This window comes from Clostridium sp. YIM B02500, assembly GCF_022324665.1.
In the GTDB taxonomy this organism is placed as follows: domain Bacteria; phylum Bacillota; class Clostridia; order Clostridiales; family Clostridiaceae; genus Clostridium; species Clostridium beijerinckii.
The window spans coordinates 65,092-80,242 of sequence record NZ_JAKGTE010000008.1 but is presented as its reverse complement, the minus strand read 5'-3'; the positions used below and the strand labels follow the sequence as shown (position 1 = coordinate 80,242).

Here is a 15,151-nt window from a genome sequence, read left to right as displayed (position 1 = left end):
TTACTTCCTTTCTAACATGTCGACAAAGGCTTCTATTCTTGTGTCAAATCCAGATTCTCCAGTATGTTCATCGACTTTTAATACTAAGAAAGGAAAATCTTTCACTTTTTGTTTTATAAGATCTATAACAACAGAATCAATACCACAAGCAAACGAAGATATGTATACTATACCGTTAATTTTTTTATTTTCTGCTAAGTATGTAGATGCCCCATAAGCATTTTTTGCAAATGTCCAGAAAGGTCTTTTAAATAATTCAGTTGTTTTGTCAGCAATAGAGGCTTCGTCTATAAATTCTTCCGTTATGATACCAACACCTAATTTATTTAATTTTTTCACTAAGTTCATATTCACAAATTTATCATAAATATTGTAAGGATGGCCAATTAGAGCTATATTTAATTTATATCCATCGCTTTTAATTCCTATTTCATATTCATCTTGTGCTATTAAAGCTTTATCATAAGCATCCCGAATTCTTTTTTTGTTTGTTGTTATTAGGCTTCCAGTTGAAACTATCCATTTATATAATTTTTCTTTTGACGTTGCATAAATAGGAACCATAGTAACTTTTGGCATATTGGGAATGCTATTTATGATCATTTCAGGTAAGCCGCAAAATTTTGGACAGATAAATTCATGTTCACTTAATTGCATAATTCTAGGGATAACCATTAAATCACATTTATCTTTTATTGCATTTACATGACCGTGAAAAATTTTAATAGGCAAACATGCTTCATTTACACAATTCTTTACACCTTCATCTAATATTGTTTTGTTTGTATCTGGTGATCTAACAATATCTGCACCAAGTTCAGAAAAGAACTTCTCAAGGAAAGCAGAATATTTGTAATTTAATAATCCATTGGGAATTCCAACCTTCATATACATTTCACTCCTATAAAATTCATGCTCATTATTATATTTTTTTCAAAATTACTAGAATTATTCATAAAAATTGGATTAATTTATATTTTACTTTAAAGTTTTACATTAAATTATTAAAATACCATTTTATCTAATATTAAAAACAAGAAAGTACTTTTAGATATATCTATATAAATTGTTGTAGATGGTATTTTTTTATAGTATACTTACTTGGAAATTTATATATTTAAGGGATCTATAATAACTTTTGAGTTCTTGACCTCTTAAGTTCATATTTTAAGATCTATGTACAAGGAAGGAAATGACATAAATATGAAAAATAAATCACATATAATTCCATACTTTACTGCTATAATAACTAATTTTATTTTTGGATTAAGCTTCTTATTTTCGAAGCAAGCATTAAGTGTAGCTACGCCAATAGAATTACTTTCGTTTAGATTCTTAGCAGCTTTGCTAATAATGACAATTTTGATATTTTTAAAAGTAATAAAGGTAAATTATAAAAATAAGCCTATGAAATGGCTTATTATTTTGGCTGTTATAGAGCCTATAGTTTACTTTATATTTGAAACCTATGGAATTAAGAAAACATCTTCGTCTTTAGGCGGACTTATGATTGCTCTTATACCAATAGTTGTGACAGTTTTAGCTGTGTATCTATTAAAAGAAAAACCATCTCCTAAGCAAATCGTAAGTATAATACTTTCGGTATCTGGAGTAATACTGATAATTCTTATGGAAAATTCTAATGATTCAGGAGGGAGTACTCTATTAGGAATTATCCTTCTAGGAGGAGCTGTATTTTCAGCTGCATTATTTAATATAATAGCAAGAAAAATATCACGACAATTTACAGCGATTGAAGTAACATACTTTATGATGCTTATTGGAGCTATATTTTTTAATATTGTTTCAATTACTAATCACGTGATAAATGCAAATTTATCAGAATATTTTATACCATTAAGAAGTATAAACTTTATAGTATCTATATTATATCTTGGAATATTATCTTCAGTTGTAGCATATTTTCTGGCTAATTATACGCTTTCTAAAATGGAAGCTTCTAGATCAGCTGTATTTGCCAATATATCAACTATAGTATCTATCGCAGCTGGTGTGCTCGTATTACATGAAAACTTCCAATTATACCATGTAATAGGATCAGTGATGATTCTAGTGGGTGTATGGGGAACAAATTATTATCAAAAAAAGCTTAATTCAGAAGAGTTTACACCAACTGTTGGTTCTTTTGAACAATAAGCTATATGAATGTATTAGTCTTCTTTCTAATGGATTAAAGTTAAAATTTTCAAATTCTTCTTTAATTATGTAAAATATTCTGGTAATATTTACTATAGAGGGGGATGAGAAAGTTGGATAATTTTAAGGTGAAATTAGTTACTTTCGTACTTGGTTTTGCAATAGTGTCAAGTTTGGCTCCAGCAATACGTGTACAAGCATCAACATTAACACAAAGCACTTTAAGCAGCCAGGCAATGACCGCTATAGCTAACCTTGATAAAAAGAAAAAGACAATAGTGGTTGATCCAGGTCATAACTACGGTGGTGATCTAGGAGCTGCATCTACAATTAAAGGCATAACGTATAAAGAAGTAGATTTAAATATGCAGGTTGCATCTAAGTTAAAAACGGAATTAGAGAAAAGAGGATATAATGTTGTAATGACTAGATATCCTAAGGAAGTACAAACGATAGGGACCAATCAGAGTCTTAAAGATAGAATTACAATTGCCAATACAGCAAATGCAAGTTTATTTGTAAGTATACACCATAATGCTGTAAAGGATGCTCCAGACGCAAAAGGGGTAGAAGTTTATTATAGTTCGGCACAGCAAAGTCAAAATTTTAAAGGTGGGGTATCTCCTAACAAGTTAACGATAAGTAAGAACGTAGCAACAGTTATTGATAACAATATTGTTAAGAAGTTTAATTTTAATGATAGAGGTGCAAAGGATAGCAGACTATTCATAAAAAGCACAAATATGCCATCAGTAATTGTGGAAGCAGGATTTATAACTAACGAGGAAGAGGCGAAAAGGTGTTCGGATCCAGTGAGTCAGCAAAAATTAGCAGAAAACATTGCTGAATCTATAAAAACTGTTATATAAATATAATAATGAAAATGAAGAACATGTTTTGGTATTAAGTTGATAAATACTTATATGAAACATGTTCTTTTTAATGTGAATACACTAATATATAGTTTTTAGATATATTGTTGTAATTTTATTTTGAATTATAAATGAAGATATTCTATAATTAAGCTTCATTCGCAGAATATAAAAGATCATTTAGCATTTTTTCAGTGAATGTTCCATTACTTAAGGTAGTAAATCTTCCTATAGGAATATTTTTAAAGTAATTTATAAGCTTTTCTTGCGCATTTGTATCAGAAGTTATGGATTGAGCAGCGCTGCTTAATAAAGGTTCTACAATTGCCTTAGTTTTTGGATTAATGAGAAAATCTTGTGCGAGTGTATCTCTAGTATAATTAGTCTTAGGTAGATATGGTGACTGAACATAAATGTTTTTAGATAAAGGAAGATCTCTAGAAGATTTACCAATTAAAATTTCATAAGGACCGCTTTCAATTACCCAGCTATTTGTGTTTATATCATAGTGAGAAAAATCTTTTGTATCAATCAAAAAACTCACCTCTTTTTCTTCATCTGGAAAAAGAGATACTTTTGTAAAGGCTTTTAATTCTTTTTCAGGTCTTAAAATGTTACTATCAGTATTCTTTATATATAACTGTACAATTTCTTTACCAAAATATTTTCCAGTATTTTTTACTTTAAGTTTAATTTCTAATGTATCATTATCAGTTAATATATCTTTATCAAGAGTTAAGCTGCTATATTTAAAAGTAGTATAGGACAATCCGAATCCAAAAGGAAATTCAACATTCATATTTTTTTTATCATAATATCTATAGCCTACAAAAACCCCTTCTTTATACTGTAAATTATTTTCTGAATCTATATAATCTAAATATGTTGGAGTGTCTGACAATTGTATAGGGAAAGTAGTTGGTAATTTACCGGATGGATTAGCGATGCCAAATAGGATTTCTGCAAGAGCACCTCCACTTGCTTGTCCTGGAAGCCAGGTTTCTAAAATAGAATCAGCATATTTGGCCCAAGATGATATAGTAACTGGAGATCCATTGCTAAGTACTACAATTAAATTTTTCTGGACTTTACCTATTTCCTTAATTAATTTCACTTGATCAGTGGGGAGATCTAGGTTTACATTGTCAGCATATTCTTTATCATAGTATTGTGGAGTTCCTACAAATAATATAACTATATCCGCGGTACGTGCAGTTTTTCTTGCATCTGCAAGAAGTGTGTTATCATCATCTTCTGAATTTTTAGAAGTATTATAACCTTTTTCATAATATATTTTGACGGAACTTCCGACGAGTTTTACTATTTCATCATAGGCATTTTCAAACATTATAGGTATGACGTTAGAATTACCATCACCTTGACATCTTGTTTCTTTTGCATATTCTCCAATTATCGCTAATTTCCTATTTTTTAACCTATCTTTTTTTAAAGGTAAAAGATTACGTTTATTTTTCAAAAGGACAATGCTATCTTCAGCAACTTCTCTTGCTAAATCATTATGTTTTTCTTTGTCATAAATATTGCATTCACATTCTTTTACAGGTTTAATAACTTTAGATATAGTATTTAATATATCTTCAATAGCATTATCAAGGATTGATGAATCTAAAGTACCACTAAGTACAGCTTCTATAATTTGTTTTGTATTATTAGGTGAGTTTGGAAATTCTAAGTCTAATCCAGACTGTAATGAATTTATTATTGAATTTACTGCATATAAGTCTGATAAAACTAATCCGTCAAAATTCCATCTATTTCTTAAAATATCGATTAACAAATAGTCATTTTCGGTACAAGGTATTCCATTTATTTTATTGTAAGCAACCATTACAGCGAAGGGATTAGAATTTTTTATTACCCGCTCAAAGTTTGATAAATAAATTTCATTTAAAGTCTGTTCATCAATTATGTTATTAATATTTTGTCTATGTGATTCCTGGTTATTTCCAATGTAATATTTAACACATGCTCCAATACCCTCACTTTGGATTCCATTTATAAAAGCTGCACCCATTTCACCACTTAGAACTGGATCTTCTGAAAAATATTGAAAATTTCTTCCGCTTAATGGAGAACGTTGAATATTTACAGCAGGACCAAAGAGAATATTAACATTTTCAGCTAAGCATTCTTCACCAATAGCTTTTCCGACAGAATAAGCAAGATTAACATCCCAAGTTGCGGCCAAGGCAGTAGGCGTAGGAAAACACGTAGCTGGAACAGGGTCATAAGAATTTCAGTTTATTTTTGATAATCCATAGGGACCATTCGCAAAAGTTATTGAAGGAATTCCGAATCTTTCAATTTCTTTAGTTGCCCAAAGGTTTTTTCCAGAACAGAGAGATGCTTTCTCTTCTAAGGTCATTTCATTGATTAATTTCTTTATATCCACTCAGATACCACCTTATCTTTCTTAATAGTATTAATTTATACATTTGAAATTAAATTGCAACATATTTTAAGGAAAATTTAGCTCTCATTATTATATATTTAAAGTAAATAATATATATTACCTTTTACTTCTTTTGTTATTAATGTATGATATAGTTGTGGATGTAATTGTTTTTTAAGGAGGTAAGAATGGAAAAGAAGGCAGTTTTTTTTGATATAGATGGGACACTATATAATCGTGAAGTTGGTGTGCCAAAGAGTACAATAGAAGGTATTAGGCAGCTAAGGGAGAATGGTCATCTTGCTTTTATATCAACTGGAAGGGCAAGAGCAATGATTTCACAAGATCTAATTGATATTGGGTTTGATGGGATACTCGCATCTTGTGGTTGTTATGTAGAATATGATGGAAACGTAGTTTATAACATAGATTTGGAAAAGCAAATAGCTGATAATGCAATAAGTGTTTTAAAAAATAATAAAGTATTTTGCATTCTAGAAGGGCAAGATTATTTATATATGGATGAAGAGGAATTTATAGATGATAAAAGATCTTCAATAATGATGTTTAAAAATAAATATAGGGAAAAAATAAAGCCAATAACAGGAAATGAACATAGTTTCAATAAAATTACATGCAGAACATATGAGAATAGTAATTTTAAAGAAGCATATTCAATAATAGAAAAGGATTTTGACTGCATATGCCATAGTTCAGAATTTATTGAATTAGTACCAAAAGGATTTTCTAAGGTAAAGGGAATAGAGGAGATTATAAAGCGTTTAGAAATTGATATTGAAAATACATATGCATTTGGTGATAGTTTAAATGATATAGATATGTTGAAATATGTTAAATATGGAGTTGCAATGGGAAACAGTAGTCCTGAGATTCTTGATGTTGTAAAATATAAAACAGATAATATTGAGAATGATGGTATTTATAAAGGATTAAAACAGTTTAAATTAATATAACCTTATAATTACTAACTGAGTATGATATTAAAATCATGTCACTAGTAATTTTAACAGTACTAATATAAATTATATATTTTTCACTGTATATAAATTTATTTAGAATTAAAATATAAGTAAAATTAGTTGAGAGTTATAAGCCCAATATAAACAACTATCCAATTAGAGAGAAATTGGATAGTTGTTTTATTATTTATACTGGCTTATTTCACACTTTATGTTTGATTTGATAAAAAGTAATATTGTGCTAAAAAATTATTGTAAATATGAAACATAGGTATAGTAAGAATATACAAATATACTTAATTTTTAGAACAAACAGACAGAATAATACAAGCATTGACTTTTAAAGATAAATCATTTAAATTATAATCAGATAGTTGTTTACATAATACAACCAATTTATGCAAGTATTTCACCTATAAACGTTTGCAGATAAAATATGCTTGCAATTATTTTTAATATAATTTATAAAAGGTTATTATTTAAATAGATTGGAAGAATTATGTAGTAATATAGATTGAAATATTAATTATCTTAATAAAGTTATGATAAAACGGGAGGGTATTATTTATGAAAAGAATACTTGTAGTTGATGATGCTGCATTTATGAGGCTATCTTTAAAAACAATGCTTGAAAAAAATGGTTATGAAGTTGTTGGGGAAGCCGAAAATGGTCGTAAAGCTGTTGAAATGTATAAAATGCTAAACCCTGAACTTGTGACAATGGATATTACGATGCCTGATATGGATGGCATTGAGGCATTAACTGAAATAATGAAATTTGATTCAAAGGCTAAGGTAATTATGTTAAGTGCTATGGGGCAAGAAACCAAAATTAGGGAAGCTGTAATTCAAGGTGCTAAAGGTTTCGTAGTAAAACCATTTAAAGAAGATTATCTTGTTAAAGCATTAAGCAAGTTTTAAGAGTGTTTACTAAGGAGGACAAGCATGGATACTAGAGAACCGATGCTAGAAATGTTTATATTCGAAACATTTGATATGATAGAACAACTTCAGCAACTCATTATTGATAGTGAAAAGAATAAGAGACTAGAAACAGAAGCTATAAATGAAATATTTAGAATAATGCACACAATTAAAGGTTCTTCTGGGATGATGATGTTTGATAACATTTCTAATCTTTCTCACACTATAGAAGATTTATTCTATTTTATTAGAGAATCAAAGCCAGGGAAAATAGATTATTCAAAACTTACAGATTTAGTTTTAGAAGGAAGCGATTTAATAAAAATAGAAACAGAAAAAATAAATAATAATAAAGACACAGATGGAGATTTTACTTTATTTATAGAGAAAGTTAAGGGGTTTTTAAAACTCCTTAAAACATACGATGAAAATTCAGAAGATTCGGGAAATGGCGGGTCAGATGAATTAGTAAGTGAGGAAGATGTAGAACAAAAATATTACTTAAGCACTGATAGGGTAAATTCAAACCTTAATTTATTTAGTTCTACTTTGTTTTTTGATGAAGAATGTGATATGGAGAATATAAGATGCTTTACTGTTGTGCATCAGCTTAAAGAGATTTCTGAAGTTTCATATTATTATCCTGAAGATATTATTGAAAATAATGATACGTGTGAAATTATAAAGAAGCAGGGATTTAAAATATTTTTCAAGACAAATCAAAGTATTGAGGATATTAGAACACTTTTGATGGAAAATGCTTTTTTGAATAATGTTGATATAAACAAATTTTATAGTGAAATTGAATTCAGTGAGCAATTTAGTAAGAAGAACGAAAAACCACAAGAAGATATTATAAAGTCAATTAATAATATAGTTAATGATACAAATGACAATGAGAAAGTAGCTTCTAAAAGCTTATCGTATAAACAAAGTTTAATTAGCGTAGATGTAAATAAATTAGATAAGTTAATGGATTTAGTAGGAGAATTAGTTATTTCAGAAGCGATGGTAACTAAAAATCCAGAAATATCTGAATTGCAATTGGATAGTTTTAATAAGGCAGCGAGGCAGCATAGAAAAAGGCTTTCTGATCTTCAAGATGTTGTTATGTCAATAAGAATGGTATCACTTGCCCCGACATTAACTAAAATGAATAGAATAGTTAGAGATATGTGTAAGAAATTGAATAAGGAAGTAGAACTTGAAATAATAGGACAAGAGACAGAAGTAGATAAAAATATAATTGAACATATAGGTGATCCATTAATGCATATAGTAAGAAATTCAATGGACCATGGAATAGAAACCAAAGAAGAGAGACTTGCAAATGGGAAATCTTCAATTGGAAAAATAACTATTGAGGCTAAAAACACTGGTGGAGAAGTTTGGATTATCATAAAAGATAATGGTAAAGGCCTTAATAAAGATAAGATATTAAAAAAGGCAAAAGATAATGGACTACTAAAAGTAAAGGAAAACGATTTGACAGATAGAGAGATATATTCAATGATTTTTCTACCTGGGTTCTCAACCAAGGAAAATGTTACAGAATTCTCAGGACGTGGAGTTGGAATGGATGTGGTTACCAAGGAGATTGAGAAAATTAGGGGGATTGTAACAGTTGATAGTATACCTGGTGAAGAAACAACAACTTCGATAAAAATTCCGTTAACTCTTGCGATTATTGATGGTATGACAATAAAAGTAGGAAAATCAGTTTTTACCATTCCTGTTACTTCAATAAGGCAATCATTTATTATTAAAAGGGAAGATATTATAAGAGATATAGATAATAATGAAATGATATTAATAAGAGGAGAATGTTATTCCATATTAAAGCTTCATGAGTTCTATAATATAAAAACTAATGTAGTAAATATAGAAGATGGTATTGTAATTATGGTTGAAGATCAAGGTAAAGCAAAATGTATTTTCGCAGATGAACTTATTGGAGAGCAACAAGTTGTTATTAAGGCACTTCCAGAATATATAAAAAAGGTGAAAGCAATAAGTGGTTGTTCATTATTGGGAGATGCAACTATAAGCTTAATATTAGATATATCTGAAATTGTTAACTTATAAAATTGCGTTATGGGAGGATTAGAATGTCAGAGTTAGTGGATGTAATGATTGAAAATGAAGAAGATACTCAAAAGGATAAATACCTAATATTTTCGATCGGTCAAGAGTGCTATGGAATTGATATTAAATATGTAATAGAAATAATAGGAGTTGAGCCAATAACAGAGGTGCCGGAATTACCTAAGTATATTAAAGGTGTAATAAATCTAAGAGGAAAAATAATACCAGTGATGGATGTCAGGATTAAACTGAAAAAAGAGGAAAAAGAATATGACGATAGGACATGCATTATTGTAGTTGAAATTGAAAATATAGATATCGGTTTAATAATAGATAAAGTTATAGAGGTTGCCAATATTGATGAAAGTAATATTTCTCCTCCTCCAAAAGTAAATCTAGAGAAACACAATTCAAATAGTTATATAAAGGGTATTGGAAAGATTCAGAATGAAGTAAGGCTTCTTATAGATTGTAATAGGCTTTTAGAAGATGATGAAATAGAAGAATTAAAGAATGGAGAAAATTAATAATTGTAAGAGCATATTAAGTAAGTTTAAATGAAATTACGTTCAGATAAAATTTGAAGAAGATGAGAGGTAAAGAATATGAAGTGGTTTTTGAATTTAAAGATAAGGAGTAAAATTTTAACGGCGTTTTTAGGAATTGTTATATTAATGGGAATTGTAGGATCGGTGGGGATTTTTAATTTACAAAAAATCAGTAAATTAGATAGTGATCTATATGAAGACAACACAAAAGCTATTAGTTTTGCCAGTACTATACAGGTAAATTTACAAAAAAATAAAGTATTGTGTAGAACTTTGTTAATTGAAACTGATACATATAAAAATAATGAAAGTAAGAATATAATATCTAAAAATGATGAAGAAATAGATAAAGCTATGGAAGAGCTTAAGCTCACCCTTAAAGATCAAGAATTAGTTAATGAATATAATAATTTAAAAGTAAATATGGATAAATACAGACCACTTAGAGATAAATTTATTGATTTAGCGTTGCAAAATAAAGATACAGAGGCTGTAGGTATCATGAATGGTGATGCAGGCATATTCTCTAGTAATATTGATAATTCAGCTACCAAACTTATTGAGCTAAAAGAAGCAGAAGGTAAAGTGAAGGCTGACATTAATTCAAAAGCTGCGAGTAGTGCAATTATTATAATGCTTGTAGTAATTTCTATGGGAATAGTTATTGCCTTAGTATTCGGAATTATAATATCGGGATTAATTAGTAGACCGATAAATAAAGTATTAACTATTCTTGGTGAAATGAGTAAAGGGCATCTTGGTGAAAGAGTGGACATATCAACTAACGATGAAATAGGACAAATGGCTAAGGTTATGGACTCGTTTTCTAACACATTACAGAATGATGTTATAGGGGCTATGAATAAAATAGCTAAAGGTAACATGGATATTAATATAGTTGCGAAAGATGAAAAAGATGAAATAGCTCCTGCATTAAATAAGGTTGTAGAAAATGTAAGGATGCTAGTGACAGATGTAAATATGTTATCAAATTCGGCAATAGAAGGAAAGTTTGAAACAAGAGCTGATGCAGGAAAACATGAAGGAGATTTCAGAAAAGTAATAGATGGAGTAAATGGAACTTTAGATACTGTAGTAGATAAGGCTGTTTGGTATGAGGCTATTATAGATGCTATACCTTTCCCAATTCATGTTACAGACAATGATATGAATTGGACGTATATGAACAAGTCATTTGAACATTTAATGATTAATCAAGGTGTCATTAGAGATCGAAAATCTGGTTACGGGTTGGCGTGTAGTCATGCGGGGGCTAATATATGTAATACTGAAAAATGTGGTATAAAACAGCTACATAAGGGAAAATCAGAAAGTTTCTTTGAATGGTGTGGCATGAGCAATAAGCAAGATACGTCTTACTTAAAGAATAAAAATGGTGAGAATGTAGGATATGTGGAAGTTGTAACTGATTTAACACCTATTATTAGGGTAAGCGATTATACAAAGGGTGAAGTTAAGAGACTTGAGGGAAATCTAAAGCTTTTGGCATGTGGAAATACTAATTTTGACTTAAAAATTAAAGAAGCAGATCAATTTACTGATGAAGTTAGCAGACAATTTGAAGGAATATCTAATAGTTTAAAAGATGTTAAGCGTGCAATAGATAATCTTATATTTGATGCCAAAATGCTGTCAAATGCTGCGATAGAAGGAAAATTAGATATAAGAGCAGATGAAACAAAACACAGTGGAGACTTTAAACAGGTTGTAGAGGGTGTAAATCAATTGATTGGAGCTATGGTAGAACCAATTAAGGAAGTTACAAGTGTTATGAGTGAAATATCTAAAGGGAACCTTGATGTTCCAGTAAGTGAAAATTATAAAGGGGAGTTTGGAATTCTAGCTAAAGCTGTTAATGAGACCGAAGATGGATTAAAACGTGTTGTTGGAGAAATCTCTGATATAATAGGACAAATCTCACAAGGTAATCTCAATATTGAAAATGTAAAAGAGTTTCATGGTAATTTTAATAATATATCAGTTTCTCTAAATACAATAATAGACTCGTTAAATTCAGTTCTTAGTGAAATAAATAATGTGTCAGAACAAGTTTATACAGGTGCGAGCCAGGTTTCAGACGGTAGTCAGTTATTATCACAGGGAGCTACAGAGCAAGCAAGTGCGATAGAACAATTGACATCGTCAATAACCGAAATTGCAGCACAAACTAAGGAAAATGCTTTTAATGCGAATCAGGCTAAGGAGTTAGCTCTTGAAGTAAAAGTAAATGCAGAACAAGGAAGTAGGCATATGAATGAAATGCTTAAATCTATGGGTGAAATAAATGAATCTTCAGCGAATATTTCAAAAATTATAAAGGTAATAGATGAAATAGCATTTCAGACCAATATACTTGCGCTAAATGCAGCAGTTGAGGCCGCAAGGGCAGGACAACATGGAAAAGGCTTTGCAGTAGTTGCTGAAGAAGTTAGGAATCTAGCAGCTAGGAGTGCAAATGCAGCGAAAGAAACAACAGCTCTTATTGAAGGTTCCATAAAGAAATCGGAAAATGGAACTGAAATTGCTAATAACACAGCAAAAGCTTTATACGAAATAGTTGATGGGGTATCTAAAGCAGCGACTCTCGTATCAGAAATAGCAGCGTCTTCAGATGAACAGGCTACTGGAATATCACAAGTAAATTTAGGAATAGAGCAAGTATCACAAGTTGTTCAAACAAACTCAGCAACAGCGGAAGAAAGTGCAGCGGCTAGTGAGGAACTTTCAAGTCAATCAGAACTGCTTAAAGATTTAGTTTCTAGTTTTAAACTTAAAAATGATAGCTCGAGAGGAAGAGTAAGCAAAAATAGTAAGAACTATATATTGAGACAATCGTATGATATTGGAGACAACTCGCTAGATAAAGAAGTGGCAGTTACTTCAAATAAAAAAAGAATAAAACTAAGTGATAGTGAATTTGGTAAATACTAATCTACAAAGATAAAGGTAGGAAGAGAAAATTAAGAGAAATTTTTGTTTTGCTTCCTACCTTAATTATATAGAATGAGATAAGATAAGTGGTTTATTCCTCTAAAATAAGGATAGTATTAACAGGAGTTAATATATCTAAAGGGAAAGGTTGGGGAATATTGTGAGGAATGAAAGAGAAAATGTGTATAAGTTTGACCGAGCACTGACAAAAGAAGAACTTTTCAAACTTAAAGAAGCAGCAGAGGCAGCCAATAGAGCTAAAGGTGAGTTTCTAGCAAATATGAGTCACGAAATAAGAACTCCGTTGAATGGAATAATAGGTATGACAGATCTGACGCTTTCAACTAATCTTACAGAAGAGCAAAAAGAAAATCTGAGTATTGTAAAAAGTTGTGCTCATTCGTTATTATCATTAATAAATAATATTTTAGATTTGTCAAAAATTGAAGCAGAGAAAGTTTTGATTGAGAATGTGAATTTTAATATACAAGTTCTTATTAAAAATGTAATATATACTAACTTGCCAAAGGCTAATGAAAAGTATATACAACTTCACTATACGATTGATGAGAATATTCCGCAAGTTTTAGTTGGAGATGTATATAGACTTGAGCAAGTATTAAATAATTTAGTTTCTAATGCTGTAAAATTCACAGAATCTGGATTTGTAATTATAAAAGTAAAAAAGATAAACAAAAGTAAAAATGAATATGAAATTCAGTTTGTGGTCGAAGATGTAGGGATTGGAATTAGCAGAGATGAGATGCAACACCTTTTTAAGAGTTTTAGTCAGGTTGATGGATCTATAACAAGAAAATATGGAGGAACGGGACTTGGACTTTCTATCTCCAAAAAACTTGTAGAATTAATGGGTGGTAATATAGAAGTAGAGAGTGAAAAAGGAGTTGGAAGTAAATTTTACTTTGCCATTAAATTAGAAAAGGCAATGGATGATATTGGAGAATTAGATCATCAAAAAATAAATGATGAAAATTCTAAGAGTGAAAAAATTCTCGTAGTAGAAGATGATAAGATCAATCAGATAGTGATTAAAAAAGTGTTGAAAGAGCTGGGATATATTAATATAAAGATTGCATCAAATGGAGTTGAAGCTTTGAAGTTTATTGAAAATTACAGATTTGATTTAATTCTAATGGATGTACAATTGCCTGAATTAGATGGAAGTGAAACTGTTAGGATAATTAGAAAAAATGAAATAAAAACAGGAGGGCATATTCCTATTGTAGCGATGACAGCCTATGCTTTGAAGGGAGATCGAGAAAGATTTTTATCACAAGGTATGGATGACTATATTTCAAAACCAATAGATATAAATAAACTTAAAAAAATTTTAGAAAGGACTCTAAAGAACATCGACTTAGAGGCAAAAAGCACCATTCAACTATTCTTAAGAAATACTACATATAATAATAGTCTTATTATAGTTGATAAAGAGATTAAGGAGACGTTGTTAAAATGGTTATATAGCATGGAGAGATATATTATTGAAGAAAAAACGCTAGAAGATTACATTAAGATTGAAAATATAGCTCATGAAATAAAAGAATATTGTGAAGAAAACAGTTTGAATAATATTAAGATTTTAGCATTTAAAATTGAACTTGCGGCAAGAAAGAAAGATGAGTTGGGAATTAAAAATAACTACGAGAAAATTACAAATAGTTTATAAGTTTTATACTATATATTTTATAAGGGGGCTTAACAGTGAAAATTTTAATAGTAGAAGATGATCTTTCAAGTAGAAAGCTTTTGTTTAAATTTATGTCCAAGTATGGTGAGTGCGATATCACACTTGATGGAATGGAAGGATTAGATGCCTATTTAATTGCATTAGATGAAGGCGAACCTTATGATTTGGTGTGCTTAGATATAATGATGCCAAAGGTAGATGGAGTGAAGGTTCTAAAGACTATTCGAGAAATAGAAAAGCAAAAAGATATTGAGAATAATAAGAAAGTTAAAATAATAATGACAACAGCTCTAAATGATGCGGACTTAGTCAAAAGTATTTTTAACAATGGTTGTGAAGTATATGCGACAAAGCCTATTGATATAAAAAAATTGGATCTTGTAATGGAAAAATTGAACTTTAAAAAGATAGAATAAGGGTTTTAAGTATATTATTCAATGGGAAGTATAAAATATATCATAAATAGATAATTAATAAGATATTTATGTTTCAATGACAAATCTACATTA

Annotated in this window: 12 protein-coding genes and 1 pseudogene; 9 read left to right on the top strand and 4 right to left on the bottom strand. The window is 29.6% G+C overall.

Going from position 1 to position 15,151, the window contains the following annotated elements; genetic code table 11:
- A complete protein-coding gene (locus tag L1S46_RS08775) occupies positions 1 to 888 on the bottom strand; it encodes an acyl-CoA dehydratase activase-related protein (protein ID WP_026015642.1) in 888 nt (295 codons plus the stop codon).
- A 315-nt stretch (positions 889 to 1,203) separates the two neighbouring features.
- On the opposite strand from L1S46_RS08775, the gene L1S46_RS08770 reads away from it, so the two are divergent.
- Together L1S46_RS08770 and L1S46_RS08765 are read left to right on the top strand one after the other, a co-directional pair.
- Positions 1,204 to 2,157 carry a DMT family transporter gene (locus tag L1S46_RS08770; protein ID WP_238899775.1) on the top strand — a complete coding sequence of 318 codons (954 nt, stop codon included), beginning with the start codon at positions 1,204 to 1,206 and terminating at the stop codon, positions 2,155 to 2,157.
- 104 nt (positions 2,158 to 2,261) lie between these two features.
- Positions 2,262 to 3,026: an N-acetylmuramoyl-L-alanine amidase gene (locus L1S46_RS08765; protein WP_035768630.1), complete on the top strand. Its 765-nt coding sequence runs from the start codon at positions 2,262 to 2,264 to the stop codon at positions 3,024 to 3,026.
- Positions 3,027 to 3,177: 151 nt separating this feature from the next.
- On the opposite strand, the gene L1S46_RS26320 is transcribed toward L1S46_RS08765, so the two are convergent.
- From L1S46_RS26320 to L1S46_RS08755, 3 genes and pseudogenes are all read right to left on the bottom strand, one after another.
- On the bottom strand, positions 3,178 to 3,828 hold the full coding sequence (locus tag L1S46_RS26320) for a fibronectin type III-like domain-contianing protein (RefSeq protein WP_275298982.1): 651 nt from the start codon (positions 3,826 to 3,828) through the stop codon (positions 3,178 to 3,180).
- Positions 3,802 to 5,253 (bottom strand): annotated as a pseudogene (locus tag L1S46_RS08760) (glycoside hydrolase family 3 C-terminal domain-containing protein); the annotation flags it as partial. The pseudogene L1S46_RS08760 and the gene L1S46_RS26320, both read right to left, overlap by 27 nt.
- A 33-nt stretch (positions 5,254 to 5,286) precedes the next feature.
- On the bottom strand, positions 5,287 to 5,442 hold the full coding sequence (locus L1S46_RS08755) for a hypothetical protein (protein WP_238899773.1): 156 nt from the start codon (positions 5,440 to 5,442) through the stop codon (positions 5,287 to 5,289).
- A gap of 188 nt (positions 5,443 to 5,630) precedes the next feature.
- On the opposite strand from L1S46_RS08755, the gene L1S46_RS08750 reads away from it, so the two are divergent.
- From L1S46_RS08750 to L1S46_RS08720, 7 genes are all read left to right on the top strand, one after another.
- On the top strand, positions 5,631 to 6,416 hold the full coding sequence (locus tag L1S46_RS08750; protein ID WP_238861252.1) for a Cof-type HAD-IIB family hydrolase: 786 nt from the start codon (positions 5,631 to 5,633) through the stop codon (positions 6,414 to 6,416).
- Positions 6,417 to 6,989: 573 nt separating this feature from the next.
- Positions 6,990 to 7,343, top strand: coding sequence for a response regulator (locus L1S46_RS08745; protein ID WP_012060177.1), 354 nt, complete (start codon positions 6,990 to 6,992; stop codon positions 7,341 to 7,343).
- 24 nt (positions 7,344 to 7,367) lie between these two features.
- Positions 7,368 to 9,431 carry a chemotaxis protein CheA gene (locus L1S46_RS08740; RefSeq protein ID WP_238899772.1) on the top strand — a complete coding sequence of 688 codons (2,064 nt, stop codon included), beginning with the start codon at positions 7,368 to 7,370 and terminating at the stop codon, positions 9,429 to 9,431.
- Positions 9,432 to 9,454: 23 nt separating this feature from the next.
- A complete protein-coding gene (locus L1S46_RS08735; RefSeq protein WP_012060175.1) occupies positions 9,455 to 9,958 on the top strand; it encodes a chemotaxis protein CheW in 504 nt (167 codons plus the stop codon).
- A 78-nt stretch (positions 9,959 to 10,036) separates the two neighbouring features.
- Positions 10,037 to 12,931 (top strand): methyl-accepting chemotaxis protein, encoded by a 2,895-nt coding sequence (locus L1S46_RS08730; protein WP_238899771.1) that lies wholly within the window; start codon positions 10,037 to 10,039, stop codon positions 12,929 to 12,931.
- Between the two features lie 160 nt (positions 12,932 to 13,091).
- The gene (locus L1S46_RS08725) at positions 13,092 to 14,621 is read left to right on the top strand and encodes an ATP-binding protein (RefSeq protein WP_238899770.1); all 1,530 of its coding nucleotides are present in this window, start codon (positions 13,092 to 13,094) and stop codon (positions 14,619 to 14,621) included.
- Positions 14,622 to 14,656: 35 nt separating this feature from the next.
- Positions 14,657 to 15,058 (top strand): response regulator, encoded by a 402-nt coding sequence (locus tag L1S46_RS08720; RefSeq protein ID WP_012060172.1) that lies wholly within the window; start codon positions 14,657 to 14,659, stop codon positions 15,056 to 15,058.
- Positions 15,059 to 15,151: the final 93 nt, after the last annotated feature.